This window comes from Microcoleus sp. S28C3 (assembly GCF_036700785.1).
Classification (GTDB): domain Bacteria; phylum Cyanobacteriota; class Cyanobacteriia; order Cyanobacteriales; family Microcoleaceae; genus Microcoleus; species Microcoleus asticus.
In genome coordinates this window covers 1-26,746 of sequence record NZ_JAUBPO010000039.1, presented here as the reverse complement: position 1 = coordinate 26,746, position 26,746 = coordinate 1, and the positions used below count along the sequence as shown (strand labels likewise).

26 protein-coding genes are annotated in these 26,746 nt (G+C 44.7%); 13 read left to right on the top strand and 13 right to left on the bottom strand.

The window, feature by feature from the left end:
- Positions 1 to 74: 74 nt before the first annotated feature.
- Positions 75 to 764, top strand: coding sequence for a CPBP family intramembrane glutamic endopeptidase (locus QUA13_RS13885; RefSeq protein WP_333199301.1), 690 nt, complete (start codon positions 75 to 77; stop codon positions 762 to 764).
- Here the strand turns inward: QUA13_RS13885 and QUA13_RS13880 are convergent.
- The gene (locus tag QUA13_RS13880; protein WP_333199298.1) at positions 757 to 2,991 is read right to left on the bottom strand and encodes an ATP-binding protein; all 2,235 of its coding nucleotides are present in this window, start codon (positions 2,989 to 2,991) and stop codon (positions 757 to 759) included. The two genes, QUA13_RS13885 and QUA13_RS13880, sit on opposite strands and share 8 nt — an antisense overlap.
- 1,142 nt (positions 2,992 to 4,133) lie before the next feature.
- On the opposite strand from QUA13_RS13880, the gene QUA13_RS13875 reads away from it, so the two are divergent.
- The 5 genes from QUA13_RS13875 (at position 4,134) to QUA13_RS13855 (ending at position 10,206) form a co-directional block, all read left to right on the top strand.
- On the top strand, positions 4,134 to 5,327 hold the full coding sequence (locus QUA13_RS13875) for a glycosyltransferase family 4 protein (RefSeq protein WP_333199297.1): 1,194 nt from the start codon (positions 4,134 to 4,136) through the stop codon (positions 5,325 to 5,327).
- A gap of 413 nt (positions 5,328 to 5,740) precedes the next feature.
- On the top strand, positions 5,741 to 6,868 hold the full coding sequence (locus QUA13_RS13870) for a glycosyltransferase family 4 protein (RefSeq protein ID WP_333199295.1): 1,128 nt from the start codon (positions 5,741 to 5,743) through the stop codon (positions 6,866 to 6,868).
- A gap of 103 nt (positions 6,869 to 6,971) precedes the next feature.
- Positions 6,972 to 8,342: an O-antigen ligase domain-containing protein gene (locus QUA13_RS13865; RefSeq protein ID WP_333199294.1), complete on the top strand. Its 1,371-nt coding sequence runs from the start codon at positions 6,972 to 6,974 to the stop codon at positions 8,340 to 8,342.
- 485 nt (positions 8,343 to 8,827) lie between these two features.
- Positions 8,828 to 9,568, top strand: a complete 741-nt coding sequence (locus QUA13_RS13860) for a WecB/TagA/CpsF family glycosyltransferase (RefSeq protein WP_333199290.1) — start codon at positions 8,828 to 8,830, stop codon at positions 9,566 to 9,568.
- A 194-nt stretch (positions 9,569 to 9,762) separates the two neighbouring features.
- A complete protein-coding gene (locus QUA13_RS13855) occupies positions 9,763 to 10,206 on the top strand; it encodes a DUF4079 domain-containing protein (RefSeq protein ID WP_333199287.1) in 444 nt (147 codons plus the stop codon).
- Between the two features lie 92 nt (positions 10,207 to 10,298).
- Here QUA13_RS13855 and QUA13_RS13850 read toward each other — a convergent pair whose 3' ends face one another.
- The 6 genes from QUA13_RS13850 to ubiG all read right to left on the bottom strand — a co-directional run bounded on the left by QUA13_RS13850 (position 10,299) and on the right by ubiG (position 16,397).
- Complete coding sequence (locus QUA13_RS13850; RefSeq protein WP_333199284.1) at positions 10,299 to 11,207, bottom strand: alpha/beta hydrolase; 909 nt, start codon at positions 11,205 to 11,207, stop codon at positions 10,299 to 10,301.
- A 538-nt stretch (positions 11,208 to 11,745) separates the two neighbouring features.
- A complete protein-coding gene (locus QUA13_RS13845; RefSeq protein WP_333199279.1) occupies positions 11,746 to 12,483 on the bottom strand; it encodes an alpha/beta hydrolase in 738 nt (245 codons plus the stop codon).
- A gap of 129 nt (positions 12,484 to 12,612) precedes the next feature.
- Complete coding sequence (gene fldA, locus QUA13_RS13840) at positions 12,613 to 13,125, bottom strand: flavodoxin FldA (protein WP_333199276.1); 513 nt, start codon at positions 13,123 to 13,125, stop codon at positions 12,613 to 12,615.
- Positions 13,126 to 13,287: 162 nt separating this feature from the next.
- On the bottom strand, positions 13,288 to 13,614 hold the full coding sequence (locus QUA13_RS13835) for a cupin domain-containing protein (protein ID WP_172191275.1): 327 nt from the start codon (positions 13,612 to 13,614) through the stop codon (positions 13,288 to 13,290).
- Between the two features lie 346 nt (positions 13,615 to 13,960).
- On the bottom strand, positions 13,961 to 15,289 hold the full coding sequence (locus QUA13_RS13830; RefSeq protein ID WP_333199272.1) for an IS4 family transposase: 1,329 nt from the start codon (positions 15,287 to 15,289) through the stop codon (positions 13,961 to 13,963).
- 262 nt (positions 15,290 to 15,551) lie between these two features.
- Positions 15,552 to 16,397, bottom strand: a complete 846-nt coding sequence (gene ubiG / locus QUA13_RS13825) for a bifunctional 2-polyprenyl-6-hydroxyphenol methylase/3-demethylubiquinol 3-O-methyltransferase UbiG (RefSeq protein WP_333199269.1) — start codon at positions 16,395 to 16,397, stop codon at positions 15,552 to 15,554.
- Positions 16,398 to 16,624: 227 nt separating this feature from the next.
- Here ubiG and QUA13_RS13820 point away from each other — a divergent pair, with 227 nt between their 5' ends.
- Positions 16,625 to 17,356, top strand: coding sequence for a TIGR04283 family arsenosugar biosynthesis glycosyltransferase (locus QUA13_RS13820; protein ID WP_333199267.1), 732 nt, complete (start codon positions 16,625 to 16,627; stop codon positions 17,354 to 17,356).
- A gap of 14 nt (positions 17,357 to 17,370) precedes the next feature.
- On the opposite strand, the gene QUA13_RS13815 is transcribed toward QUA13_RS13820, so the two are convergent.
- The 4 genes from QUA13_RS13815 to QUA13_RS13800 all read right to left on the bottom strand — a co-directional run bounded on the left by QUA13_RS13815 (position 17,371) and on the right by QUA13_RS13800 (position 20,865).
- On the bottom strand, positions 17,371 to 18,423 hold the full coding sequence (locus QUA13_RS13815; RefSeq protein WP_333199264.1) for an acyltransferase: 1,053 nt from the start codon (positions 18,421 to 18,423) through the stop codon (positions 17,371 to 17,373).
- A 345-nt stretch (positions 18,424 to 18,768) separates the two neighbouring features.
- Positions 18,769 to 19,455 (bottom strand): DivIVA domain-containing protein, encoded by a 687-nt coding sequence (locus QUA13_RS13810; protein ID WP_172191282.1) that lies wholly within the window; start codon positions 19,453 to 19,455, stop codon positions 18,769 to 18,771.
- On the bottom strand, positions 19,338 to 19,916 hold the full coding sequence (gene coaD, locus QUA13_RS13805; RefSeq protein WP_172191284.1) for a pantetheine-phosphate adenylyltransferase: 579 nt from the start codon (positions 19,914 to 19,916) through the stop codon (positions 19,338 to 19,340). Before coaD ends, QUA13_RS13810 begins: the two co-directional genes overlap by 118 nt.
- A 121-nt stretch (positions 19,917 to 20,037) precedes the next feature.
- Complete coding sequence (locus QUA13_RS13800) at positions 20,038 to 20,865, bottom strand: M15 family metallopeptidase (RefSeq protein ID WP_333189646.1); 828 nt, start codon at positions 20,863 to 20,865, stop codon at positions 20,038 to 20,040.
- 55 nt (positions 20,866 to 20,920) lie between these two features.
- On the opposite strand from QUA13_RS13800, the gene QUA13_RS13795 reads away from it, so the two are divergent.
- Positions 20,921 to 21,064, top strand: a complete 144-nt coding sequence (locus QUA13_RS13795) for a hypothetical protein (protein WP_172192866.1) — start codon at positions 20,921 to 20,923, stop codon at positions 21,062 to 21,064.
- A gap of 248 nt (positions 21,065 to 21,312) precedes the next feature.
- On the opposite strand, the gene QUA13_RS13790 is transcribed toward QUA13_RS13795, so the two are convergent.
- Positions 21,313 to 21,675, bottom strand: coding sequence for a transcriptional regulator (locus QUA13_RS13790; RefSeq protein ID WP_333199261.1), 363 nt, complete (start codon positions 21,673 to 21,675; stop codon positions 21,313 to 21,315).
- Complete coding sequence (locus tag QUA13_RS13785; protein WP_333199258.1) at positions 21,665 to 22,006, bottom strand: type II toxin-antitoxin system RelE/ParE family toxin; 342 nt, start codon at positions 22,004 to 22,006, stop codon at positions 21,665 to 21,667. Before QUA13_RS13785 ends, QUA13_RS13790 begins: the two co-directional genes overlap by 11 nt.
- 269 nt (positions 22,007 to 22,275) lie before the next feature.
- Here QUA13_RS13785 and typA point away from each other — a divergent pair, with 269 nt between their 5' ends.
- The 5 genes from typA (at position 22,276) to QUA13_RS13760 (ending at position 26,723) form a co-directional block, all read left to right on the top strand.
- The gene (typA, locus tag QUA13_RS13780) at positions 22,276 to 24,066 is read left to right on the top strand and encodes a translational GTPase TypA (RefSeq protein WP_333199256.1); all 1,791 of its coding nucleotides are present in this window, start codon (positions 22,276 to 22,278) and stop codon (positions 24,064 to 24,066) included.
- Between the two features lie 456 nt (positions 24,067 to 24,522).
- On the top strand, positions 24,523 to 25,395 hold the full coding sequence (locus QUA13_RS13775; protein ID WP_172192852.1) for a ParA family protein: 873 nt from the start codon (positions 24,523 to 24,525) through the stop codon (positions 25,393 to 25,395).
- A complete protein-coding gene (locus QUA13_RS13770) occupies positions 25,392 to 25,838 on the top strand; it encodes a hypothetical protein (protein ID WP_333199253.1) in 447 nt (148 codons plus the stop codon). The genes QUA13_RS13775 and QUA13_RS13770 overlap by 4 nt, the downstream gene beginning before the upstream one ends.
- A 113-nt stretch (positions 25,839 to 25,951) precedes the next feature.
- Positions 25,952 to 26,314 (top strand): hypothetical protein, encoded by a 363-nt coding sequence (locus QUA13_RS13765; protein WP_333199251.1) that lies wholly within the window; start codon positions 25,952 to 25,954, stop codon positions 26,312 to 26,314.
- On the top strand, positions 26,277 to 26,723 hold the full coding sequence (locus tag QUA13_RS13760) for a DPP IV N-terminal domain-containing protein (RefSeq protein ID WP_333199249.1): 447 nt from the start codon (positions 26,277 to 26,279) through the stop codon (positions 26,721 to 26,723). The genes QUA13_RS13765 and QUA13_RS13760 overlap by 38 nt, the downstream gene beginning before the upstream one ends.
- Positions 26,724 to 26,746: the final 23 nt, after the last annotated feature.

Sequence of the window (26,746 nt, the reverse complement as noted above, 5' to 3'; positions counted from 1 at the left end):
AGTGGTATCACCTGTCCGCCGCCGCCAAGCTTTTACCTTTGATATTAATCTAATTTTCAAATAAAGGGTGACAAATGCTGCACATGGGCGATCGCAAAACAGCACTATTGGCTCTAACACTGCTTGTCCCTGCTGCTAGTATTGGTATCATAGCAGCCTTGTATATTGCCCCGGGAATCTGGGGACAAATACTGTCAGTGTTGTGTCAAGTTTGGTTGCTGGTTTTTCCGCTCGCGTGGTCTGTTTTGGTCGATCGCAAAAAACTGCGTTTATCCCTGCCCAAGCCCCAAGAATTGCTGGCTGGATCTATGTGGGGAATATTCATGTTTGCGGTGATTGTAGGTATCTATCGGCTTTTCGGCCAGCACTGGATCGATCCTGTAATTGCTAAAGAAAAATCGCACCAATTAGGTATTACCAGCGCTAATATTTACTTGATTGTTGAAGCATATTTTGTGCTGGTTAACTCGCTGATTGAAGAATTTACTTGGCGGTGGTTTGTCTGCAACAAGTGCCAGATTCTCATACCGGGAACAAAAGCAATATTTCTGAGTTCGCTATTTTTTACCCTCCACCACATTTTTGTAATAGCAGCTTACAGCGACTGGCAGGCTGTAATCTTGGGCTCCTTAGCTGTCTTCGCCGCCGGGATAATTTGGTCTCAGTCTTATCTGACTTACCGTTCACTTTGGTCTAGTTATATCAGCCACGCGATCGCAGATTTGGCGCTGGCAATGATTGGTTGGCAAATACTCTTTAACTAGCTGCTTTTTTAGCGACTATCGCTGGTAATTCTACAGTAAAAATTGACCCTTTTCCCAACTCACTCTCCAGACTAATATCTCCACCCATCATCTGACAGAATTTCTTGGCGATTGCCAGTCCCAAACCCGTACCACCGTACCTGCGAGTAGTAGACTCATCCGCTTGCGTAAAAGCTTGGAATACTCTCTCAATTTGCTCTGCGTTCATTCCAATTCCAGTATCGCTGACTTTGAAACTAATCCATTCTTCACCAGCCGGAATATCCGACTCTGATTCTTTCTCGCTTTTGCCTCTTTCTCGCTTCGCTTCTAAACCTAAAACATCCGATTCTACTTCCTCCCCTCCCAGAAGACTAAATTTTTCTTCCGACTTCCATTGGGCTTCTTCCTTCTTCCCTCTTCTCTCTTCCCTCTCCCTTCTAAAGCGTCTTACTTCTAAAGTAATTTCACCAGCTTCGGTAAATTTGCTGGCATTGCTCAGCAGGTTTAACAAACACTGATAAATCTTAGTAACATCAGTATAAATCGTGCCGAGATCGGGCGGACACTTTACTACGAAAGCATTGCGATTTTTGTCAGCCAAAGGTTTAATAGTAGTAGCGACATCCTGAATGATTGTCGAAAGTTCGCAAGTTTCTAAGTATAATTCTATGCGACCAGCTTCAATTTTAGAAATATCCAAAATATCATTAATGAGAGATAGTAAATGTCTGCTTGCATTATTAATATTTTGCAAATCAGGGACTAATTCTTCACAATTGAGGTCGAAGGATTCTTCTTGTAACATTTCGCTGTAGCCGATAATCGCATTTAGAGGGGTGCGGAGTTCGTGGCTCATATTTGCCATAAATAAGCTTTTTGCCTTGCTAGCTGTTTCAGCTTCGGTGCGAGCTTTGTCTGCTTCCTGATTTTTGGTTTCCAAGCTAGCAAATAACTTTTGCAACTGCACAGCCATGCGATTGAAAGCTTTGGCTAAAGTTCCCAATTCATCTTGGCGATCGATATTTACTCTTTGATTCCAGTCACCGTTAGAAAGCTGTGCTGCTGCAACTGTCAAGTCCCCGATCGGCCGAACCAAACGGCTGGTTAATATCCACGTCAAACCGCCAACTCCCAAGACTGCAATGGCGGCAATAGTAATTGCCAACTGCCAAAATAACTGTTCTTTTTCTAAAACCTCGGCTTCTTCCTGCAAGATAATTACGCCCCAGCCACTTTCTAATTGGTTCAGACATGAAAGCCATTTCATTCCCCGATCGTCGGCGAAGTAAAATGCACCACTTTTGCCTGCTAGTAGAGTTTTGACTGGCGGATAGTTGCTGAGGTTTATTAGTTGCTTTTGAGCTAGTAAGTTCGGATCGGGGTGAGCGATTAATTGACCTTTTTTGTCTACCAAAAAAGCGAAGCCAGTTTTGCCGATACGGACTGTTCCGATCGAGCTAGCGATGTCGCTTAATAGTATACCTATAACAGCTACTCCTTGAATTTTTTCCAGTTGGTCGGCAGATTTATCGATTGAATTTAATTGGTGTGTTTGAGAAAATTTTTGTTGAAAATTAGTTGCTAGTTCGAGAAGCTGCTTGGTTGTAAAATCGACGCGGCTACCTGCAGGCAAGCCTGAATATTTTTTTTTAAATTGAGCAACTGCCTGGGCGGTGGTGTTGCCGTAAATTCCCGTAATTTCGTTTTTGTAATAGCCGAGTTGTTTGAGTTGCTGCTGCAATTCGCTGACTGAATTTCCTCGATCGCCCAAACTTAAACTCGCAAATTCCCGAATGGGTGTTGAGAAAATAACTGCTGGTTTTCCCGTTAAGCGAGATATCAAAGCTTCGTGAGTAATTTCAGTCCCAGCAACTGCACTTTTAAACCAATAGCGATCGCTGCGTTTGATGCGATCGGGCGGCGTGCCGCTGCCGCGGGCAACAACGTACCCTTCTAAATTGTAAGCTTCGGCAAGGTATATGTGGCTATAGCTGCGGTTGATGCCAACTAGCAGCGGCAACATTTTGCTGGCATTCATGCTGACTGTACTCGGATCTTGACTGATGCTGCGCAACAATCGAACGTTCATTTGTTCCCAGCGAGAGATGCTTTCCGTTAAGACATCTGCTTTTAATTCGAGGTTTTGTTTTGCTTGCGATCGAATAATGTTAGCTGCGTGAAAACTGGCAAACCATATTGCTGCAAGCATCGGCGGCACAACCCCCAAGAGCACACCGATTGTCATCCGGAATCGCAAACTTAGGAATAATGATTCTTTCATAACATCAAATTTTTTTAAGCGAGGTCATTTGATACATACCGCGAAGCTGCAGCTGCAGTTTAGGAGTCAACGTTGGCACGATCTAGGCCGATCGATCCAGAGCATTCCTTTTATCTTTACATGGTCATTGAATAATTTGCTGAACTTTTTTACGGTAATTACTTAGACAGGGCTTGCGCAGGCACGCTACATAATATACTCCGCCCAGAAGTGGCAGTCGCTTTTGGGAACTTTTTCAGGCGATCGCCTTTTATTAACAAATTTAAAACTCAGCCAGCTAATTAAATTTATATCGGTGAAATTCTTTGTTGTGTAGCACGATTGGGAAACCTATTTTTTCAAACAGTGGACGCATCAACCGGGTTTTTTGACGAACATACGATCGGTGAGGGGAAGAGATATCGGTTGAAAAATCGGGTTTTTTCCCTCCTTCGCGCGTCCAGGACGGTTACTCGCTCGCGCTTCAGCAGGTATTTGAGAAAACCACTATGTCTGAATCCTGACAGAATACGATATTGTGTCCAGCAATACCGACAGCACCGTTACCAAAAAACCACAATCGCCGATCGGTGTTTAGATCTGTTGGAGCGATCGGGAAATCAACATTCTCAAAATAAGAATTTCATCTTTAATGCTGTATAAAATTTTGCTAACGGCGCTCATCCATCTACTCTAGATTGTTACAAATGCTACTTTTTGTCCCACATTAAAGGTTGGGTGCTTTTCGGTTTCCCGTACCTCCCTTTCTGTAGCATAAGCAAGTTCTATTCTGTTAAAAAGGAAGTGTTGTTTAGCTTGGTGTTTGTCGCGAAAAAAAGATGCTGTTTGATAATGATGAATCAGTCTTTAGGAGGAACTTTTGCCCACCTAAACATTATCCCTAGAGGACTGTTTCGCGAGCGCATCAGTTGTTATTATCCATTCAATGACAGCGAACTTGTGGCATATCAATACTGGCGTGTTGCCAACAGTCGCAAGGTTGGATTCTATGTACACACCAGGAAAGCGGTAATTAATATTCACCCGCCCCTCTTTCCTTTCGATCTCTAACATCAGCGCTGGTAGCAGCGCCATAAGGGAATCGGAGTCTTCAGCGGGACTTAAAAATGAAAATCACCTTTGTGCTTCCTACTCTGTCTTGGACTGGTGGAATACGAGTAGTATCTATTTTCGCAGAACGTTTGAGAAAGCGAGGACACTCCGTGTTCGTCATCTCTGTACCCCACGCCCAACCGAGTATGCGCCAGCAAGTCAAGTCGCTGCTGCGGGGACGGGGTTGGATTTCCACACCTGAAAACGAACCCTCATTTTTCGATAACTTAGGTGTAGAACACAAAATTACCGATCGCTACCGGCCGGTAGAGGACAAAGATGTACCTGATGCTGACGTAGTAGTTGCCACATGGTGGGAAACCGCCGAGTGGGTAGCCAAACTCTCTCCCAGCAAAGGAGCAAAAGCTTATTTTATCCAGCACCACGAAGTTTTTGATTATCTACCTCAAGGTAGAGTAGAAGCAACCTGGATGCTGCCCATGCACAAAATTACGATCTCTAAGTGGTTAGTGGACTTAGCTCGGACTAAATACGGCGATCGCACAGTTTCCTTAGCTCCTCCTACCGTGGACACCAAGCAATTTTACGCCAGTCCTCGCAACAAACAATCGGTTCCTACAGTTGGCATACTTTACTCTCCAATCTACTGGAAAGGAACCGACATCGCCCTCAAAGCTTTTGCCTTAGCTGCTGAAAAGATCCCCAACCTGCGTCTGGTTGCCTTCGGTACAGAGGCCCCATCCTCGGAATTGCCCCTACCGGCCAATGCCGAGTATGTAATTCAACCCGACCAAGACAAAATCAAAGACTATTACAGCAAATGCGATGCCTGGCTGCTGGCGAGCCGCTCAGAAGGCTTCGGCTTGCCAATTATCGAAGCGATGGCGTGCCGCACTCCCGTCATCAGTACCCCAGCAGGTGCTGCTCCTGAAATTTTGAGCGGCGGTACTGGCATACTTGTAAGACCAGAAGATCCCGAAGAAATGGCCAAAGCCATAGAGTATATCTGTCAGTTGCCAAATTCCAAGTGGCAAGCCATGTCAGAAGCGGCTTATGCCAAGGTGAACAATTATACTTGGGATGATGCCACAGCTCATTTTGAAGCGGGCTTGAAAGTTGCTATAGACAAATCTAAACAGCGGGACGTTAATATAGTTTCCTGTTCTCCCTACGAGGTGGCCCCAGCAGTGGCAAACAAAAAAATTGGGGTTGGAGGCGAACTGCAGCCATTTGAAATTCTGCGCTAGCGGCTCGCTCTGGCGCGAGATTCTCAGCAGAAACTCAATATTGTTTGGTGGGGTGCTTCTACCCAAACTAAAATCGCCCGTGTCCTGTTTTCTACCCAGCAGTCTCGACACGAATTCTGACGCCACTGACGAGCGAATACTGGTTATAAAGCGATCGGCCAAAATCTGAACCAGAGTGCAACGGAGTTTTTAAAGCTGGCTTCGTTACAGGTTAAACTTGTCTAGTCCTCAAACATTTCCCGATTTGTAATTGGGAAAAGTCCCTGAGGACAAAGTAAGATCGGCTCGACTATCGAGTTACGATCGCCTCCTGCAGAAACCCGCACCCTGCTGAAAAGCCAAAAATAGGCTGGTAAGTGCGAACTTGCTGTTATGGAGGAGTTTTAACCAGTATCAATCTTCAGCATCTATTCATGAAAATTACTTTTGTCCTCCCTACCCTTAGTCTTACAGGTGGCATGAGGGTGTTATCTATTTACACAGAACTTCTCCAAAAGCGAGGACACAAAATATTTATTGTCTCTACGCCCCCGGGGCAACCGAGTTTGATCCAACAATTGCGATCGCTCCTCAGAGGTAGGGGTTGGCAGTCCGCTCCCAAGAAACAAGAGTCTCACTTTGACAAGGTGGATGTCGAATGCCGAGTTCTCGAAACCTACCGTCCAATTACGGACATTGACGTACCTGATGCCGATATTATCATGGCTACTTGGTGGGAAACTGCCGAGTGGGTGGCAAAACTCTCTCCGAGGAAAGGAAGGAAAGTATATTTTCTCCAACACTACGAGGCTTTTGACTACATACCAAAAGGTCGAGTAGAGGCAACTTGGCGGTTGCCGATGCACAAAATCGCTGTGGCCCAGTGGCTCGCCGACATAGCTCGGAATGAATACGGCGATTTGTCTGTATCTCTCGTCCCTCCCACCGTGGACACCAAACAGTTTTACGACCCCCAGTCGCGAGGCAAGCAGCCGCGAGGCAAGCAGTCAGTTCCGACCGTTGGGATGTACTATTCTATAACTCCTTGGAAAGGCTGCGATCTTGCCCTGAAAGCTTTCTCTATAGCTGCTGAAAAAATTCCCAACCTTCGTTTAGTTGCCTTTGGTTCGGGGGATACTCCTCCTCCCAATTTGCTGCCTGATGGCACGGAGTATAATAAGGCACCTACTCAGGACCAACTAAAAGAATTTTACAGCAAATGCGATGCTTGGCTGTTTTCCAGCAGCTCCGAAGGCTTCGGCTTGCCAATTTTAGAAGCTATGGCTTGCGGCACTCCAGTCATCGGCACTCCTGCTGGTGCAGCTCCGGAACTACTTGCTGGCGGGGGTGGCATACTTGTCAAGCCAAAAGACCCAGAGGATATGGCAAAAGCGATCGAGCAGATTTGTCAGTTGTCTGATGCCGAATGGCGGGCCATGTCCAAGACTGCTTTGGAGACGGTGATAAATTATACCTGGGAGGATGCAACTGATCTCTTCGAGGCGGCACTGTACGCTGCTGTGGAATCTCAGACACAATTAACGAACAAGGCGAAGGCGTAAAATAGAGGTTGATTTAAAAGATTGGGGTGGGGCGATCGTTTAAGCGAGAATTTTTATTGGGCAAATTAAGTTGTCTTTCTAAAATTTTACTGCAAAAAAAACTATGGTTGCATTAATCCCACTTGCTATGTTCGGCTTTATTCCAATCGTTTTTTACCTGTTTGTGAGGTATCCGCCTCAACGGGCGGTAATTATCTGTTTTGTTGCAGCGTGGCTGTTTTTGCCGCAAGCTTCTTATCCCATCCCCCTATTGCCGCCCTATACCAAAATCTCGGCAGCTTGCTACGGCATTTTGCTGGGGACTCTTATCTACGATACTGCGCGCATCACCACTTTTAAGCCCGGTTGGCTGGACGTGCCAATGGTAATTTGCTGTTTGTCCCCAATTGTTTCACAAGTTACTAATGGCGGCAGCCCGATTTCTCCGACTCTCAACCAAATCGTTACTTGGGGTCTGCCTTATTTTTTAGGACGCTTGTATCTGGGTAGTTTAGACGGGCTGCGACAATTGGCGATCGGGATTGTTGCAGGTGGGTTGGCTTACATTCCTTTTACTTTAATTGAAGGTGTTAAGGGCCCAATTCTGCACCAAATGATTTACGGCGTCAATGCCTTTGAGGACTGGGGCCAAGCAAGGCGTTTGGGGGGGTGGAGACCGGTAGTGTTTATGCAGCACGGTTTGATGGTGGGCGTGTGGATGATGACAGCCGCCTTAATCGCAGTTTGGCTTTGGCAAACTGGGGTGATCAAAAAGTTTATGGGCCGCAACATCAAGACTTTAGCAATTATATTAACGATCGCTTTTTTGCTGTGCCGTTCTACTGGCGCCTACAGTTTATTTGCAATGGCGTTACTCGTATTATTCTCGGCAAAGTGGTTTCGCACCTCTTTGCCCCTGCTATTTATAATTGGATATATAGTATTTTATCTGTACGTAGCTGCATCGGGTCAATTTTCGAGCAAAGACGTGATGGACTTCATCACTCCAATATTTGGCGAAGAACGAGCCGCCTCTCTGAAGTTTAGATTTGACATGGAAGAGATATTGGGGGAAAAAGCGCGGCAAAATTTTCTTTTTGGCTGGGGGGATTCTGGTGGCAACCGCGTGTACGACCAGTCCGGTAAAGATATCTCGGTCACCGACAGCTTATGGATTATTGCATTTGGCGTCAACGGTGCCGTCGGTTTAGCTAGTCTATTTTCTTCATTGTTACTTCCTGTTATCGTCTTTTGCGTGTTCAAGTATCCCGCCAGAACCTGGTCTAATCCCAAAGTAGCGCCCGCTGCCGTCCTGGGAGTAGCCTTAGTTATGTACGTGTTTGACTGTGTTTTGAACGCTATGGTTAACCCGATTTTTGCGATGATTGCTGGAGGAATATCGGGTCTGGTCTTAAAAGCTCCCGAAAGCCTTAAGACCAAAAAAACCAGTTCGCCACCAAGAAGACAGTCGCTGGTTCACCAAAAATCAGGATGATTTTCAGGGATGCGCGGCTTCACTTCAAGCTTGAAAATATCTTGCCCTCGCTGAATACAACAACTAAAAAAATTCCTATTTTTGCATTAAATCAAGTTCAGAAGTTGCGCTATATTTGTCAATCGCTTAAAAGTAAGTTCAAAAAATTTTTTGACCTTAATTGGCAATGCTTCAACTATTAGCACGGCATGGGTTTTTTATTGATACTATGTTGCGATTTGTAAAGGAAAATGTGCTTAATATACTTTTTACTAAAACGACCTGATTCTTTACACAATCTTTAAAAACCCTGACTGGACAGGTAGGGTGTACGGGCATATACTTAAGAAAGTTTATTCACTGAAGCGCCCAAGTAGTGAAAACACGAACCTGTATTGTGCGTTATAATAGTTTGAGTTGTAGCTTAATATAAAGCGGGAAGGGAATAATAAATGAACACAGTTAATTTATTGAATGTCTCGATAGATAACTTGTCAATAACAGAGTTGTTTGAAAAACTCGACTGCGAAGGTGGTGTCGTATTTACGCCCAATGTAGACCACTTGATTAAGTTGCAGTACGACCGCGACTTCTATGAAGCTTACAATACCTCTACCTATAGAGTCTGCGACAGTCAAATATTGATGTATGCCTCCAAGTTTTTGGGAACTCCTATCAAAGAAAAGATTTCTGGTTCGGACTTGTTCCCTGCATTTTATATGTATCACAAAGATAACGAGAATATGAAAATATTTTTGCTAGGAGCTGCTGAAGGTATTGCTAGGAAAGCCCAGGAAAAAATTAATCAAAAAATTGGTAGAGAAATAGTGGTTGAAGCACATTCTCCTTCTTTTGGCTTTGAAAACAATGAGGAAGAGTGTGAAAAAATAATTGACACGATCAATCAATCAGGAGCTACAGTTCTGGCCATTGGGGTGGGAGCCCCCAAGCAAGAGAAGTGGCTGGTTAAATACAGGAGCAAATTAACACACGTCAAAATTTTCTTAGCAGTAGGTGCAACCATTGATTTTGAAGCTGGTTGTAAAGCAAGAGCTCCCAAATGGATGAGCGAAGTCGGCATAGAATGGGCGTACCGACTGTTAAGTGAGCCGAGAAGGTTGTGGAAAAGATATTTGATAGAAGGTCTGCCTTTTTTCCGATTAATCTTAGAACAAAAATTAGGGTTTTATAAAATGCCTTTCCTTGAGAGCAAAACCAGGAAGCTAGAATGGGAAGGCGGCTCCTAAAAACGGGAGCGACAAATCTATAGCGTAAATTAAGCTGAGTATGAGAGAAAGTAGGTTTGACTTCAAGCTCAGACGGATGCAAGCTGTGGATAGTCCGATCGCACTTTCTCTCAAAATTATTCATTTTTGCTTTCAAGTCCAGGTAAAATTGGAATGAAACCTTTGTTGCAAATCCCTAATTAGGGATTTAAATCATGAATCTGCCTTCTTTTTTGTGGTTGTGGAAAATAGCGGCTTGGTCAATGGGTGTTTCCCTGTTAGCTTACCTATTGCTGGCCGTTACTGGAACCTGGATGTTTGCCGCCCGCAGTACCAAACAGCAGCGCCCAAAATGGCTGCGTCCCTTTCATTTGGCGACTGGTGTGGCGATGGCGACTTTGGTAATTTTACTGCTGGGAATTGGTGTAGTCGGTACGCTGGGATACTACGGCAATTTGGGCCACTCGGCTCATTTACCGGCGGGATTAGCTGTTGTTGCTTTGGTTTTGGTTTCTGTTGGAAGCGGTCTGCAAATTGGCCCTAAACATCCTTGGGCGCGTCCCCTCCACATCACCACTAATTTGGCTTTATTTGGGGGATTTGTGACTGTGTCGATCACAGGATGGACGATTGTACAAAAGTATTTGCCGAAAGTTTGAAACCTGTCAGTTTGACCAGTTTGACATCAAACTATATACCAAATGCGCAAGATAAAACATATATGTAAGGTGCGCCGCAGCGCACCCTACGTTTAAATGTTTTGTGTGAGTCCGCTTTTATTTATAAATTCTAAAATATGCTGCGCCGTAATCTCTGGCTTTTCTAAGTGGGGAACGTGCCCGCAGTCGGGTATCCAAATTAGTTGAGAATTGGCGATCGCACTTTCAAATTTTGCCGCATCCGCCGTCCCCAAAATGCGGTCTTGTTTTCCCCACAAAATCAGCGTCTGCTGCTGAATTTGCGACAGTTTATCCCGAAAACCTCCGTAACCGCCACTTTTGGTAAAGGCAATTAAAGCTTGATTCCAGTTTGGCATTTCCAAGTGCAAAGCAGCGCAAGTTTGAGCGTCTAGAGAAGCCAATTTTTTATCGAAATAAGCATTGATGCTAATTCGTTGGCGGATTTTAGGATTTCGCAAAAATGAAGTTGCCAAATATCCTAAGGGAGGAATGAGAAATTTTCCCTTATTAGAAGTGACGGCAAAACCTGCACTGTCTATTAACACCAATTTTTTGACAGCTTCGGGATAGGTGAGGGTGAAATCAATTGCTGCTGCACCTCCCATTGAAGCACCGACTAAGATTACAGGCTGCGAAATTAGCGTTTTCCAGAAATAGTAGAGGTGAGTGGCGATCGCCTTTTGACTGAATGCCAAACCCGCCACTCTTTCTGTAAAGCCAAAACCCAACAAATCAACCGCCCAAGTTTCATTTTCGGCAGCCAGCAGCGGCAACAGGCGGCGAAATTCAAACAGCGAACTGTCGAAGCCGTGAATTAGCAAAATAGGGGTGTTTCCGCTGCCTTGGTGCGCGTAAGTTGTGGCAATTGCCCCAGATGATAGGGGAGTTGTAATTGCCTCTCGTTGAATGCTTTGGGCTAAAGCAATGGATGTAGATTCTGTTAGCTGTGCGATCGATTTTGGGAGAAAACTTGCTGACATAATTCTTGATAAATTGTTAATCGGTAGGGGCAGTGTCCCTGTACTCACCCTAAAATTTAAGTATATATGTTTGCTCGCTCACTATTTTAGGAGTTGGGGCAAGCGATACCTTAAAACTCGATCGATACTTAGTATCCCTCTGCCCAGCCTAAGCCTGAGTTTCTTAACCTGATGTTAAAATATTTTATAATCGTTGCCAATAATTCCTGTTTAATCTACTATTACCTTCCTCTGCGTCAAGAGCACCTCTGCGGTTTTTTCACAAAAACTCATTAATAAATCCAATAAAATTAGCATACTATTTACTCAAACATCTTAATATACGTTAAACAATTTTTACAATTATTCTAAAATCTCAAAAAGATAGTGATGATAACTCAAACTCCATGCCTCAAAACCCTACAAACTAAAATTGGGGGGAAGGACTGGGGCAACTGCCAAAACAGTATAAGCAGGTCTTAACAAATTGCCCGGAATTACAGAAATTAATGTAGTATTTACGCAAAAAATTTCGGTATCAAAAAATAGCAAATGCTGCCTAAAATTTAAAATTTAGAATTGCTTGGCGGCTGTGTAGTGATAGCCAAAAATTAAGTATTTCTTCGCCGACTTGTTCTGGATAGAAGTGGTGAAAGAAATGCCTACCGTCTTGACATTCCCAAAGCCGATCGCCTTTTTTAATAAATTTAGACCAGCGGCGCATAACCAGAGAAGATACAACAAAATCCGTTTTGCTGCTGCATATTAACAAAGGTACTTCTACACCTTGTTCGCGGGGATTACTAATCCTAAATAAGGAGTGAGGACAAGGAGAACAGGCTAAGTCATCCTCAAAATACGATATGAATTTTTGATGAATAATTTGATTTTGGCATCCCAGCATATCGCCAACGATTTGATTCAAAACTTGTTTGCGGCTCCAGGAAAAAGCTGAAAGATACGTATAGTAATGTGCTTGCCAATTAATAGCAGATGGCACACCGACAGATAAAAGCCCCAAAGAACTTACTTTGTGAGGATAGCGGCGCGCATACATTAAACCAACTAATCCGCTGGTACTGTGGCCTATTAGATGAATTGGGCGATCGCGCATTGTTAAATAATCGTGCAAAAGTTCAACAGCCATATCTAAAGAGCAAGCTTCATCTTCAGTTTGTTGGTATTCCCATATTTGCACTGGTACAGAATCATTTAAGTAGGAAAGCAGCGAGCGATCGAAGAATTGCAAACTCGGACTTACACTTAACCAAAGCACGTCTTCTGAACTAAATTGCATCTATTTTAAGTTGGAGATCTAGTTATTAACAATAATAATGTATTTGCTAGATTTTTGGGGCGGGTTGAGTGCGTAATTTTGATTGCCGAAGATAATCTAATTACAAAACTCACCCTGCTAACGTTAAGTCTACAAGCTAAATTCTTTCTTGAGTTGAGATACCCAAGATTTGATGCGCGATTCCGTCAGATCGGATTGGTTGTCTTCATCAATAGCAAGACCCAAAAACTTGCCATTAACTACAGCTTTAGATTCATTAAAATCATAGCCCTCTACCGGCCAATAACCGACTGTTTCGCCGCCCTGTTCCGAAATTTTTTCAGCCAGAATGCCCATTGCATCCATAAAATTATCCGGGTAGCCTTCTTGGTCGCCAGTTCCCACATAAGCTACTTTTTTGTCGCTAAAATCAATATCGTCAAGTTCGGGAAAAAAGCCTTCCCAGTCGCTTTGGAGTTCGCCGATATTCCAAGTCGGACAAGCGATAATCAGACATTCGTATTCGGCAAAATCATCATTTTCAACGCTGCCGATCTCGTGCAAGGTCACGATATTGCCGCCAAATTCATCCCGAATCATTTCAGCTACCGACTCAGTTTTCCCAGTTGTAGTTCCGTAGAAAAGACCAATTGCTTTTGACATTTTTACTCCGAAGGTGATATTTGATAGTGTTTGAGAATTATTTTTTTTGAGTCAGGATTTGGCATTTCCTGCCTGCAATTCAGACAAAAACAGTAGACACGGTTGTGGCAAACCTGAGAAATTAGGGAGTCAAGGCAGCAAGGACACTGTTTTTTCATCGGGTTAAAGTTGAAAATTCATCAACCAAGCTGACTCGCTCATATCGGGGTCGGGTTCGCAGTCAATTAGTAACAAATTCAGCGTCGTTTGTACTTTTAGACTACGCGGGATGCCGGCGGGTACAAACACAAATACTCCCGGTTTTAAAGTTACTGTTCGATCGCACACCGTGAGAGTCCCCACTCCTTCTAAGACGGCGAGGGTTACATCTTTAGAGTTATCGAGGTCAGGTATTTCGGAATTTTTACCCAAACTCATCAGTTTTTGGCTGTCGGCGGGTTGTCCGTCGCTGATTCGCGAAGCTGACGCGGAAACTATTGCTGCTGTCACGGTGATTGACCTCCAGGTACTATTAACTTCCGGCACTTATTGCAATTAATATTCAATAAGCTACCATGCAATTTAGATAAATTGTTAAGAGTAAAACATTAAGATTTATTACAAAAGGCTGTCAAGCTAGGTGTCCGCTTAATGCGAGCAGCCCCAAACTAAGACTGGGCGGTATTTTGGGACGCTCAGACTGCGCGTCACAAGGGCTTAACTTAAAAAATAGTTGGTAATTATTTGCAGTTAGTTCTTGAAATTACGTTTGTAGTGCGATCGGCAATATAGCAATTCTCAATTGCCTGCAATACAGTAAGGTGCACCGCTGCGTGCGCACCCTACAAAATGTAATCTACCGTGTACACAGAAGTGGATTCTGAGCTAGTTTCCATCCCAAAAAGATGGATTCAAACTGTCGGAGTCCATGAACAAGGGTAGGCATTCCGGGAGGCCTCTGAGAACTATAACCAGACCAACCGCCAAGTCGAGCAATCAGCCAAGTAGCCCAAGGTAAGGAGGCGGGAAGATAAGGATTTTGCAATTTTTTCGTGCGTCCTTGAACAGAGGGTTCAATCATAGATAAGCATTGCTGTTGCTCGTCCGAGAAGGTGACAGAAGCAGGTAAGTCATTTTGATCGCGCCCTTCAACCATTTGTAAAGTTCTAACAGCCACTCCTAAAGCCAGAATGGTAAGTCGTTGAATGGCTTCCACGGACTCTAATTGGGTAGTTTCAAGATTTAATCCGGCTTTTTTTAGCGTGGCAAAAAGTTGCTCAATGCGCCATCGCCATCGATACCATTCAATAACTTGCAGTGCTTGCTCCGAACAAACTACCCTGTGGGTTGTCAGTAATCGCCAGTGAATCGCTTCTTGCCCCTGCGGGGGATTAACTTCTATTGCTTCGACAGCGTAAAGAGTGACACTGGGGGGATAATTCTGAGAATTCAATTTATTAGGACGCTGGATCTGCACAGTTGCAGAGCGAATAATTAGCAAGGCTTCTCTGGCTGTCCGACTGATACGTGGGTCTGCCGGTACATCAATTGTATAAGTACCAACACAAGGTTGTTGTTTTAAATAGGTATAAAGCGATTCAGATTGTCCTAACAACCGACGGTCTTGACAAACACGCACCAATACATGATTATGTTTGTTGGGAACCGTGGCCCATTCCTCATATAAGTCACTTTCACGGTCGCCGATATGAGTGATCATCCTGGCGCCACCGTTACTTAAACACCGTTGGCTGCGCTCGGCAGAGGCTAACCACTTATAGGATTCTTTCTGCTCTATCGGCAGATTTTTATATTTCCGTTCATGCTTATCCTGACGCTCTAAGGCTCGACTCCACAGTTGCACTGTGCTTACCCCTAATGGGAAGCCGCTTTCACTATCTAAAATTAGTGTTGGATGTAGATAAAACCCTACATCTGTATTGTTGCCGACAACTCCTAATTGTTCGGGTTTTAGTCGACCTATGTGAGATTGTAAGTTAATTTCCGTGCTATCACTTATCGCTAATACATGTCGTCCTTCGACCTGTTCTTGGCAATGATCCGAGAGGCTCCGCACTAACTCCGATACTGTCACGTTTTTATTCTCCAAAAAACGATAGTATCCCACTTGTTCAGCTCGATTTCGGCTGATTTGACGAATGTTTACCGATTGATGTTGGCCCATTGCTTCATATAATGCCGCCCCCTTTTTACCAGCCGATAGTCTCCAAAGGCGGTTCCTTCGAGCAGTTCGGCATGAATCAGTATGGGATTATCCACGGTTTATACCTCTGTCAAATTCTTTTTCTAGTTTACTTTGACTTGTGTGTACACGGTAGCAAAATGTAATAGAGGCGGGTTTCAGTCGGATTTGTCGATCGCCAAAATCCGTCTCAAACTCGCCCCTAATGACAACAGTTAACAGTCAACAATCAACAATTAACCGACTAATTCTTCGCCCCTACGCCCACATACATAATCGACGTATCCTCATTAATTTTGATTTTAAACAAGCCAGACTTTTTGTAATCAAAATAGTTAGCGATATTAGAGATTAGCACTTGAGAAACTTGTTGCAAACTTTCCCCCGAAGGAAATAGCTGCTTTCCACTTGTAAAATTCCCCCAAAAACCGTGCATCTGGGCTAAAATAGATCCCATTTCTCCAAACATATCAAAACCTTTAATTTCAATCTTGCCGAAACCCGTATCGCGCATTACCACAGACAGTTCATCCGGGGTAACAAACTTTTCCCAATCGTGAACGCCCCGCTTAATTTCCTGCAATGTATTTTCCATCAGTCCAATCATCACAATTTGCGAGGAAAAAGTTCGGTTGATTGTATCAAAAAAGAACAGTCCCCCAGGCTTGAGAATCCTGTGGACTTCTGACACAACCTTTTTGTAATCGGCCACGTGTTCCAAAACATCCACGCAGATTACAACATCAAAGGTATTGTCGTCGTAGGGCATATTTTCGGCAAAACCTTGCCTGTAGTCAATCTCAAAACCGCTGGTAACTGCGTGATTTTGAGCGGCTACAATACATTTGTCCGATCGATCTATTCCAGAAACAATAGCGCCTCTCTCGGCCATAAACTCGCAAGAAAAGCCGCCGCCGCACCCGACATCTAAGGTTTTCAGCCCTTGCCAATTAGTCGCGTGTCTGTCGAAAAACTCAAATCTGGGTTTGTTTAGATGGTATAAGGCATAAATTTTAGCGTTTTCGTCCCACCAATTATCGGCATTTTCCTCATAAAATTCTAAATCATTTTTTACTTCTGTTTTCTGCACGATTTTCTCAGTCCTGATTAGTGGAAAATATAGAGGGCGATCGCACTTTTGCCTGATTTTATAGGAATGGCCAACCAACCCGGTTTCTGTGAAAAATCCGAGGTTTCGTGACGAGTTCGCAGGCAGGAACCGGGTTTCGGAATCCGCGCGCGTAAGTTCTATTTTCTCTAAAGTTGCGAATCGCCACAGCTTTTTATTATAATACTTTTGGCACAAATTTCAACGAAATGGATCGCGTTTCTATTATCATCCCAGCCCTCAACGAAGCGACTTGTCTGGAACGCACCCTCCGCCAACTCAGCATTCTCAATCCTCCGGCTTGGGAAGTGTTAGTGGTAGACGGCGGCAGTCAAGACGAAACAGTGGCGATCGCACTTTCCGTCGCCACCCGCGTTATTTCTAGCAGTACAGCCGGACGTTCCGCGCAAATGAACTTAGGTGCCCAAGTCGCCACCGGCGAGATTCTGTGCTTTCTCCACGCCGATACTTTAGTTCCCGACGACATGGTAGCAGTCATCCAAAAAACATTGTCCGATGCCAAAATTGCCGGCGGCGGGTTTATCTCCTTGATGGGTGGTTTGCAGCAAACAAGATGGGGTTTTTCACTGCACAATTACCTGAAAACTTATTACGCGCCGCTGTTATTTCGACCTCATTTATTTTTCAAAGGATTGCGCCTGCTGTTTGGCGACCAAGTTATTTTTTGCCGCCGTACCGATTTTTGGGAAGGCGACGGTTTCGATGCGGCGATGCCAATTATGGAGGAAGCGGATTTGTGTTTGAAGTTAGTGCGACGGGGGAGAATTAAGTTAGTGAATCGGGTAGTAGAAAGTAGCGATCGGCGAGTGGCGAATTGGGGCGAATTTAAAGCAATTGCGATCTATCTTTCCATTGGTTTTTTGTGGGGTTTTGGCGTTTCTCCGAGGTATCTCAAGCAGTTTTATGAAGACATCCGCTGACACACAAAATCCGATTAAATTCCCAGAATGTACGGGCTGTAATTTTTTGGCAAAAGTTTCTGCAATAGGTAAATAATTGCCCAACAAACCAACAAAGTCCCGGTAACTAAAAAGCCGAGCTTCAGCAACGGATGTACGGCGCCAATAAACTTATAAAACACTAACAACACATATTTCACTACTGTCGAATCCAGGAGATATATAGGGAATGAATAAGCAGCCAATATTTTGACTAACCCAGATACTCTACTGGGAAGTGCGATCCTCTTAGAAAATGCCAGGATCGACAATACGAACAAAATTGCGTATCCTTGAGAAGATAGTTTAAAAAACGATCGGAGAAACCATGTCTCCGAATTAACTCCACTTTTCAGGTAATATTCCAAAATGCTAGCTAGATAAAAAAGGAGCGTTGCCCCTAAAATTGGCATTTTTTTCCGTTCGAGAACGGGTTGAATTTTGTCGTACGAGCCACCCAAAAATAGACCAGTTGAAAATGGCAAAATCCAACTAAAAATCCAGCGCTCCATCAAAGGTAGAGGTATTGATATATATTTGAAAGCGGTTAAGTAGAAGAATATTGTAAAAATTGTTTGAATTGTTAATCCCAAAGCCAAAACTTTTCTGGCCTCTAAAAATTTTAATTTCACGAGAAGCCACCACCAGGCGTAGCATTGAACAATCACAACGATGAAGTAATAGGGAGGCATTACCGAGCCGGTGAGGATATCTCTGAGTAATGACAGTAAATCAAATTTTTGGAGTTCCCCCCAATTATTTAAAATGTACAAAGCTACTGACCAAAATAGATAGGGGGGTAGAATTCTTGACAGTCTTTTTTTGACTACCAGTGCGGGATTATTTTGATTTTCCAGTTTGTTGGTGAGAAAAAAGCCGCTCAGCAGTAAAAATGCAGGTACGCAGAACAGTTGAAATGTATCGATCGCAACAAATAGAATTCTGCGATCTTTAAATGCCAAGAACCCAGCATGAGTAATCACAACACTGACTATCGCTAAAGCTCGGATCAAATCAAATTCAGCGAACCGATTAGAAGCTTTTTGCATGGTAAAAATTAGATTGCAAAAATTTGATTTAAATTAGGAATTTTTTGTCTGATACGAAATCCGGGTTTGCTACCCTTTTATCATTCGGCGGTTGAAACCGCTGCATAGAGTCAAACGAAGTCCGCCTCCGCGAACTGAGATAAAGGGGGTTTTTAAGCCGGATTTGGTATGAGTAGAATATCATAAAATGTTATATTTGCTCCTATCTTCACAAAACTTATCTCGGCAAAAATAAGTCACCGAGTGCTGGAATTGAGGAAGAAAGACTATAAAGACTATTCAAAAAAAAATCTACCTAAATTAGGTAGATTTTTATAAAGGTTCAAGCAATGAGTTAACTGTTGGCTAACCGTTGGTGTGATGGATGTGCGACGCAGAAACACTATCCAACCGATCGCGCCCGTTGCGGATCACGCGCAGCATATCGCTCAACTTGTGCTCGATATTATCGAGCACTTGGTCGGCATAATCGTCGGCTCCGTTTTGAATTTCCTCGCATTCAGCCATCGCCCTGACTCTCATCTCTTCCAATTCCTCTTGAGCCTGGTAGCGAATTTGTTCGACTTCCGCCAGCGTGGCCTGCTGAATTGCCTCGCAGTCGAGCAAAACTTGCTGCCGCAACTGATCTGCTTCTATCTTCGCCTGCTGGAGCAGGCCCATATCGTTTAAAAGTTCTGCCGCTCTCTGTTCTGCTGCTTCTATCACTTCCTGAGCGTAAAGTTCAGCCTCTTGAAGCAAGTCGTCCTTGTGCCGGATGATCGTTTCGGCTTCCTGAAAGGCGATCGGCAAATTTAGCCTCACCAAGTCTAACTGATCGAGCAACTGTTCTTCATCCACCAGAGTGCGTCTGGTCATAGGAATTCGCGGGCTGTCGAGAACAATTTCCTCAAGCCTGTTCAATTCCCGCTGGATGTCTACTCCTGCGGTTCGGGTGGGATCTCCGAAGGCGGCTGTGTTCTGAGGTGATTCGTTCTCAGTGCGGAGGCCGGTACTGTCGGGTTCGATGCGAGTTGGTTCCTGCTGGCGTAACATTTGTAAATATCTAGGGCGACGTGTTTCGGAACAAGATGATCTACGGAGCCACCAAACTTGGCTATTTCTTTAACTACACTACTACTTAAAAAGCTGTACTCGTTAGAAGTTGCCAAAAAAACTGTTTCAATTTCACCCAGAAGGGTTTTATTGGTGTGGGCCATCTGGAGTTCCATTTCAAAATCTGTTAATACCCGGAGCCCCCGCAGCAGCACTTTGGCTTGTCGAATCTTAGCATAGTTTACTGTCAAACCCTCAAAACTGTCTACTTCTACATTTGGCAAGTGTTGGGTAGATCGCCGGATCTGCTCGATCCGTTCCTCTACGGTGAAGAGAGGGGTTTTGCTGGGGTTTCTGACTACCGTAACAATTACCCGATCGAACAGTTTAGATCCCCGCTCGATAATGTCTGCGTGACCGAAGGTTATGGGATCAAAGCTGCCTGGATAGATTGCAATCACGAGTTTGGCTCAACGGAGTGGGGGGGAGTGGGAGGGAAATCTTCACGGTTGACTTAATTCTCTCAACATCTATCCGTTAAATCCGTTAAATCCCGTACATTGCTCGTTGTCGAACTTCCTTCTACTTTTTCATCGAATGAGCTTTGTAGAAAGTTTCGAGACTTTGCTTGTCGCCCACAAACCGCCAGTGCCAAGGCTCGTAACTGACGCCTTGGCGGTTGTTTTTGGGGAAGGACATTTCAAAGCTGAAAGCGACGGCGTTGGCTTCTAACCACTTAAATGCTTGGGTATTTTCAAAACTGGGACTGAGGTTGTTTTCCGGGGCGCTGCCGTCGCCGATGTCGATCGCGTAACCGGTGTGGTGTTCGCTGTAACCTGGAGGGGCGCTGACTTCGGCTCGCTTGCTGGCGTTTTGCCTGCGTTCGGCTTTCACGTCAAAAAATACGTGTTGTTGGTCTTCGAGGGAGCGAAAGCCGGATATGGGAGCGAAGTAAATGCCTGATGCCGCTGCGGCGTTGGCCATTTCCTGATATTTTGCTGCTGCTGAGGTGCGGAGTGTGACGCTACCGTCGGGGGTGACACCTACCAAGTCTTTGGCTGGTGCTTCTGCGTACGGCAAGTGTCCCAGCAGGTTGTCTGGGGTTGCGGTGGCTTTTGGGTTGGTAGCTGGACTCGCGACCGACCCAGACGCGGAACTCACCGGTGCTGGGTTTTGTTGAGTTTGCTCTGCCTGACTGGTGGCTGGGAACAAGTTAAAGTTGAGGTGCAGCCAGATGCTGACCCCACAGGCTAATGCGGCCAACCCTAGCAGTTTCCAAATCAGCCCTTTTTTCTTAGACTGACTCTGCCCTGCTTCTGGGTATGGGTGGTCTCGCACTGCTTCTGGAATTTCGTCGGCGACAAGCTCCGAGGCTTGCGGGGGTTTTCTTGACAGACTAGCGTTATCCAAGCCAGCTCCACTCCTGCACTTCAATAAGGCTCAACGTTAAAAATTGTAGACCGATATGGGCGATCGAACAGCTACAATTGTCGCTGAGAATATATCATCTCTTTCTGACTTCGCCCCGTCCCATCCGCCAACTCTCGCATCTGTTGCTTGGGCCCACAGTCGATCGTCCCTGCGAGGTCGAACTGGTTGGCGCTGGTAGCGCTGGTTTATTTTAAGTGTAATTTGTTACTGTTGTTCGACAAAATCCAACAATTCTTCGATCGACACATCAAACGTCCGCACCAATTTTAGCAGAGCACCGATGCCAGCCATTGCCGTACCGGGCGATCGGGCATAACTTTTAACAGTATGGTAGGATAGCCCAGAACGATCGGCTACTTCCTTTAGCGATCGGCATTCGAGCGCCGTTAAGGTCTAATTAGTAGCTTAAAGCTCTATCGCCCCCAATCAAACATTACCAACCTCCACCAACTCAGCACCAGTAACAGAACTTTCCTCTTCCCCTTCATCCTCTTGAGCCACCGCAACTGTTAACTTCAATCCCAAAGCATTCAGCCAATTAGCTAAAGCATAAATTGTCGCCATTCCATTCTGCGACAACAAAATATCTAATTTTTCCCGATGCAATTTAGCATCATCAGCAGACATATTTGGCTCTCTAAGAGCCTCAAATACATTGTTAAATGAGAGTTCAAGCAAACCTGGTTCAGGTTCTTCATCTTCCAAATGCGCCGTTAGATAAGCAGCAGCGTGTATTTTATCCTTGAGGGCTTCAATCAAATAGTCCTGGTAACTATCGCTAGTTGGCATTTTCGCGTTCTCCATATTCTTTCCAATACTCCTTAGCTTTGCGAATATCTTGTTCTTGGCTGCTTTTATCCCCACCGCAGAGAAGAAGAACAATTGTTGACCCCAATTGTCCGAAGTAGACGCGATACCCCGGCCCAAAATCAATTTTTAATTCGCAGACTCCTTCCCCAACAGACTTGCTGTTTCCTAAATTCCCCAAGCGAACTCGGTCAAGCCTTTGCTCAATTTTAACTACCGCATTCAAATCTCGCAGGGAACTAAGCCACTCTGCGAAAGGATTTCTACCGTCTGGGGTAATATAACGTCTAATTTCCCTCGGTTGTACTTCCATAAGGTCGATCGGTTCTTGCACCCTCATCTTAATACCGACGATCGCCCTATCAAAGCTTCTTCACTTGGGCCAACTCAAAATCACCTATCGAAAGGAACTCTGCCGTCAGGCGTGGTGTAACACTTAATTTCCCTCGGTTGCGCTTTCATAATCTTGATTCTAGCCACGGAGAACTCGAATCTTGCAGCCCGCCCGATCGCCCCTTGACTTCATGCGCTACAATTATTAAGAAATCTTTAGTTAAATCCGTTTAACGTCCCAGACGCATTATGAGTCTTCCCATTCGCAACGTCGCCATCATTGCTCACGTCGATCACGGCAAAACCACCCTTGTGGACGCTCTCCTCAGACAGTCCGGGGTCTTCCGCGAAGGGGAAGAAATCCCAGATTGCGTCATGGACTCCAATGATATCGAGCGCGAGCGTGGCATCACAATTCTTTCTAAAAATACCGCCGTCAGGTACGGAGAAACCCTGATCAATATCGTTGATACCCCCGGACACGCGGACTTCGGCGGTGAAGTCGAACGAGTTCTCGGCATGGTAGACGGTTGTTTGCTGATCGTAGACGCCAACGAAGGCCCGATGCCGCAAACCCGCTTCGTGCTCAAAAAAGCCCTAGAAAAAGGACTGCGCCCGATCGTCTTTGTCAACAAGATCGATCGCGATCGAGCCGACCCCCACAAAGCCGTCGATAAAGTTTTGGATCTGTTCCTAGAACTAGGTGCTGACGACGATCAGTGCGAATTTCCCTACCTCTTCGGTTCCGGCTTAAGCGGTTACGCCAAAAAACACCTCGAAGACGAAGGGGTAGATATGAAGCCCCTCTTTGAAGAAATCCTCGACCACGTACCGCCCCCCGTAGGCGACCCCAACAAGCCGCTGCAACTGCAAGTAACCACCTTAGATTACTCAGAATACGTCGGTCGCATCGTCATCGGCCGCATCCACAACGGTACAATTAGAGTCGGTCAACAAGCAGTCTTAATCACCGAAAGCGGCGCGCTTGTCAAATCAAAAATTAGTAAATTGATGGGCTTTGAAGGCCTGAAGCGGATTGATATCCCAGAATCTTCTGCTGGTAATCTTGTCGCCGTTGCTGGTTTTGCTGATGCGTATATTGGCGAAACAATTACCTGTCCCAACGACCCGCAAGCGCTGCCTTTAATCAAGGTAGACGAACCGACTTTGCAGATGACCTTCTCGGTCAATGACTCGCCGTTCTGCGGTCAAGAAGGCAGTTTGGTGACATCTCGGCAAATTCGCGATCGACTAATGCGAGAACTCCAAACTAACGTCGCCTTGCGAGTCGAAGAAACCGACTCTCCCGACAAATTTCTCGTATCCGGCCGCGGCGAACTCCACCTCGGAATCTTGATCGAAAATATGCGTCGCGAAGGATATGAATTCCAAGTATCCCAGCCGCAAGTAATCTTCCGCGAAGTCGGCGGTCGTCCCTGCGAACCCTTTGAATGTTTGGTCTTAGACGTACCCGAAGAAGCAGTCGGCGGCTGCATCGAACGCCTCGGTCAGCGGAAAGCAGAAATGCAAGATATGCACGTCAGCAGCACCGGTCGCACCCAAATAGAATTTTCAGTCCCCGCTCGCGGTTTGATTGGATTCCGAGGCGAGTTTATGCGCTTGACTCGCGGCGCTGGAATTATGAATCACAGCTTCCTCGACTATCGCCCCCTCGGTGGAGAAATTGTCGCCCGTCGCAACGGAGTATTGATTTCGTTTGAAGAAGGAACTGCGACCCAGTATTCACTGAAAAATGCTGAAGACCGCGGCGTATTTTTCATTACCCCCGGAACCAAGGTTTACAGAGGGATGATTATCGGAGAAAACAACCGAGATGAAGACATGGAGCTGAATATTTGCAAGTCGAAGCAGTTGACAAACCACCGCGCATCTGGCGGTGAAGAATTGGCGCAATTGCAAGCGCCAGTGGATATGAGTTTGGAGCGCGCTTTGGAGTACATCGGCCAGGATGAATTGGTGGAAGTAACACCGAAATCAATTCGCTTGCGGAAGGTTTCTAAGAAGTTGGTCAAACGCTAAAACAAAGGTAAGGTGCACAATGTGCACCTTACCTTTTATCGGCAGTAACAACCTGCCATAACTTAAAAATTTATATATTAGCCAATAGTGCTTTGGTTATTTTACTTAATTATCTAAGAAATTGATATTCATCAGTAGATGTTTCCCTCAAAGCCTTTAAACAGTATGCAAATAAGGGTCTCCTAGAACAACAAGTATTCCGATTAGATAAAACCTTTTTAACATTAAGTCGATCGAGAACTTGATCGCCGTTTTCCTTTTCGTTAAATCCAGAATATATTTGTTTTAGTTCACCTTTGGGATGGCTAATAGTTTGATTTTATTATTTATTTCTATATCATAGTCTGCCTTTTCTGTCAATCGACACATCGGGCTTCTCATGACCGATCGCGCGATCGACTAACCGCCACAATATGTTTTAATTTATATTTGAGCAAAATCCAAGCAAAACCAGCCATGAGTCCTAAATCAATAGCCGTAATCAACTTCAAAGGCGGTGTCGGAAAGACTACCGTCACTTGGAGTCTGGGAAATATTATATCCCAAGGAACCGACTTAGAAGTCTTGATGTTAGACTTAGATCCGCAAATGTCGCTCACAGAGGCGATCGGACTTAACGAAAATACTGGTCATTTAGATGACAAGTTTGGTAAGTGGTACGAACAATCTCTCAAGCACAGACTTACCATTTACGACGCTCTAGAAGTCTTTAAAAAAGCCGGACAAAACTTTAAATTCCCCGTTGGTTTCGACACCATTTATCAGATTGACGAACAGTTGCATTTTGTTCCTTCAGTTGAAGAATTGTATTGGTTGGATATCGATGGCTTTGAGGGAAAAAGTGTTAAAGACTTCATCCGCAGATTCATCGGCAAAATCGCCAACTCTGCCAATCTCCCCAAATACGACTTGATGCTTTTTGACTGTTCGCCTTCCTTCAGTCTTCTCACCTACAGCGTACTCTCTTGCTGCGACTTAATATTGATTCCCGTCAATCCCGATTATTTTGGTTCTAGGGGATTGAGTTTAGTTTTAAACTCGCTCCAGAAACGGATTGAGCCTTATCCGTTTCCTAAGATAGCAGTTTTTATGAATAAAGCTAAAACCTATGGAGGATTACTGACAAATGAAGTCCAGTTTTACATGAGAGAAGTAAAGAGACTTTGCGATGAAATATCAAAAGATAATAACATAGAAGTTAGATTTTTAGAATCGACGATTCGCGAAAGCGTCGGGCTAAAACGGGCAATTAATGAGGGAGAACTGCCGCGAGAATTAGTTAGAGAATTTGAAAAACTATGGCGCGAGTGTGAGGAGTATCTGAAATGATTAAAAAAGAAATTTTGGCTGCTTCCGAACAAGAAAGCGGGGGGTTAGTTAAGGAAATTGGCGAACTTAAGGAAATCTTGCGGGACGTTTCTAGAAAATTAACCAGGCTTGAAACTCAAGTCAAGCGGGGAGGGCTTTCTGCTGAGTCAAAAAAATCGGATGTTTCCACTGGTGCTGATGTTAATAAACCTGCTAATTTATCTGCTAAAAATGTTCTAGAAGTTTATGAAGAACTGCGTTTACAAGCTAAGAATGGTAATGAAGAAGAGGTGAGGCAAAAATTGTTGGCAATGAGTGCAAGTGACTTGAACTTGATGTGTTGCGAGTTAGGGATGCCGCCTAGCAGCAAGAATCCGTCTCGCAAAAAAATGTTTGAGCTAATTATTGGCAGAATTAAACAGAGTTTGAGGCTGTCGAGACATATCGACAGACAAACTCTTTAAAAATTAGCATATGAATCGATAAAATGCACTTTAACTTGCATTTCCCCCTGGGATATGGAACAGGCAAGATGCCCGTTCCACAAAAGCCTGTTACATAAAAGTTTAAGTGGAGTGTGGGGTGGGGATCTTGCCCGCGTCTGAAAAGCTTGTGGCAAATTCTGCAACTTTTCAGCTTCAATAAATTATGGCGGATCGGGGCGATCGCCCTTATCTCCCTAACACTCTTAATCAGCTTGTTTTTGAGCCTTCACAGCCCCGGAACACCCGCAGCCCTAAAACCAAGGATACTAGCGTTTACAGCCCTCCAGATGCGCGGCAGCGAGGTGAGAAACAATTTATTTGCCGTCAATGCTGACGCTTGGGCCCGCCGCCAACTTGCACCTAATATAGATGTTAGCCCTACCCTAGTTTGGTCCCCCAACGGTCAGCGACTGGCTTTTGTTAGCGGAAACCGACATCTATACAGTCAATGCTGACGGTTCCCAACTCACTAAACAGTTTGCTGGAGATGCTTGCAAAGCAGCTAATTGTGCAATAGCCTGGTTCTCCAACAGCCAGAAACTTATTTTTGCCCGTTCTTGCGACGGTTTTACCTCTGATACTCCCGGCAGCCAATCACTTTATACAAGTGACACTTATGGCATTAAAAGAACTAAATTAGTTCGGAATTTGCAAGTAGGAGGATATCCGCCTAAAACAGAAATTTCATCGCAATTTTACCTTTCGCCGGACGGTCAGCAGGTAGCATTTGTCAAGGATAGAAATATCTACAAAATGAATGCCGACGGTTCGGGAATGACCAAACTAACTAAAAGTCCCGGCGAATATATCGTAAGCGTTCAGGGGGTGCAAATAAGACGAAACACGCCCCCCAAAATAAAGTAATAAAATTAAGCAGCCTTCAACAA

Excerpts from the sequence above, each read along its gene's own strand:
- QUA13_RS13865 (WP_333199294.1), top strand. The coding sequence starts at position 6,972 with ATGGTTGCATTAATCCCACTTGCTATGTTCGGCTTTATTCCAATCGTT.
- QUA13_RS13855 (WP_333199287.1), top strand. The coding sequence starts at position 9,763 with ATGAATCTGCCTTCTTTTTTGTGGTTGTGGAAAATAGCGGCTTGGTCA.
- QUA13_RS13850 (WP_333199284.1), bottom strand. The coding sequence starts at position 11,207 with ATGTCAGCAAGTTTTCTCCCAAAATCGATCGCACAGCTAACAGAATCT.
- fldA (WP_333199276.1), bottom strand. The coding sequence starts at position 13,125 with ATGTCAAAAGCAATTGGTCTTTTCTACGGAACTACAACTGGGAAAACT.
- QUA13_RS13770 (WP_333199253.1), top strand. The coding sequence starts at position 25,392 with ATGATTAAAAAAGAAATTTTGGCTGCTTCCGAACAAGAAAGCGGGGGG.
- QUA13_RS13875 (WP_333199297.1), top strand. The coding sequence starts at position 4,134 with ATGAAAATCACCTTTGTGCTTCCTACTCTGTCTTGGACTGGTGGAATA.
- QUA13_RS13880 (WP_333199298.1), bottom strand. The coding sequence starts at position 2,991 with ATGACAATCGGTGTGCTCTTGGGGGTTGTGCCGCCGATGCTTGCAGCA.
- QUA13_RS13810 (WP_172191282.1), bottom strand. The coding sequence starts at position 19,455 with ATGTTACGCCAGCAGGAACCAACTCGCATCGAACCCGACAGTACCGGC.
- typA (WP_333199256.1), top strand. The coding sequence starts at position 22,276 with ATGAGTCTTCCCATTCGCAACGTCGCCATCATTGCTCACGTCGATCAC.
- QUA13_RS13795 (WP_172192866.1), top strand. The coding sequence starts at position 20,921 with ATGGGCGATCGAACAGCTACAATTGTCGCTGAGAATATATCATCTCTT.
- QUA13_RS13885 (WP_333199301.1), top strand. The coding sequence starts at position 75 with ATGCTGCACATGGGCGATCGCAAAACAGCACTATTGGCTCTAACACTG.
- QUA13_RS13830 (WP_333199272.1), bottom strand. The coding sequence starts at position 15,289 with ATGGGCCAACATCAATCGGTAAACATTCGTCAAATCAGCCGAAATCGA.
- QUA13_RS13775 (WP_172192852.1), top strand. The coding sequence starts at position 24,523 with ATGAGTCCTAAATCAATAGCCGTAATCAACTTCAAAGGCGGTGTCGGA.
- QUA13_RS13790 (WP_333199261.1), bottom strand. The coding sequence starts at position 21,675 with ATGCCAACTAGCGATAGTTACCAGGACTATTTGATTGAAGCCCTCAAG.
- QUA13_RS13870 (WP_333199295.1), top strand. The coding sequence starts at position 5,741 with ATGAAAATTACTTTTGTCCTCCCTACCCTTAGTCTTACAGGTGGCATG.
- QUA13_RS13815 (WP_333199264.1), bottom strand. The coding sequence starts at position 18,423 with ATGCAAAAAGCTTCTAATCGGTTCGCTGAATTTGATTTGATCCGAGCT.
- QUA13_RS13845 (WP_333199279.1), bottom strand. The coding sequence starts at position 12,483 with ATGCAATTTAGTTCAGAAGACGTGCTTTGGTTAAGTGTAAGTCCGAGT.
- QUA13_RS13785 (WP_333199258.1), bottom strand. The coding sequence starts at position 22,006 with ATGGAAGTACAACCGAGGGAAATTAGACGTTATATTACCCCAGACGGT.
- QUA13_RS13820 (WP_333199267.1), top strand. The coding sequence starts at position 16,625 with ATGGATCGCGTTTCTATTATCATCCCAGCCCTCAACGAAGCGACTTGT.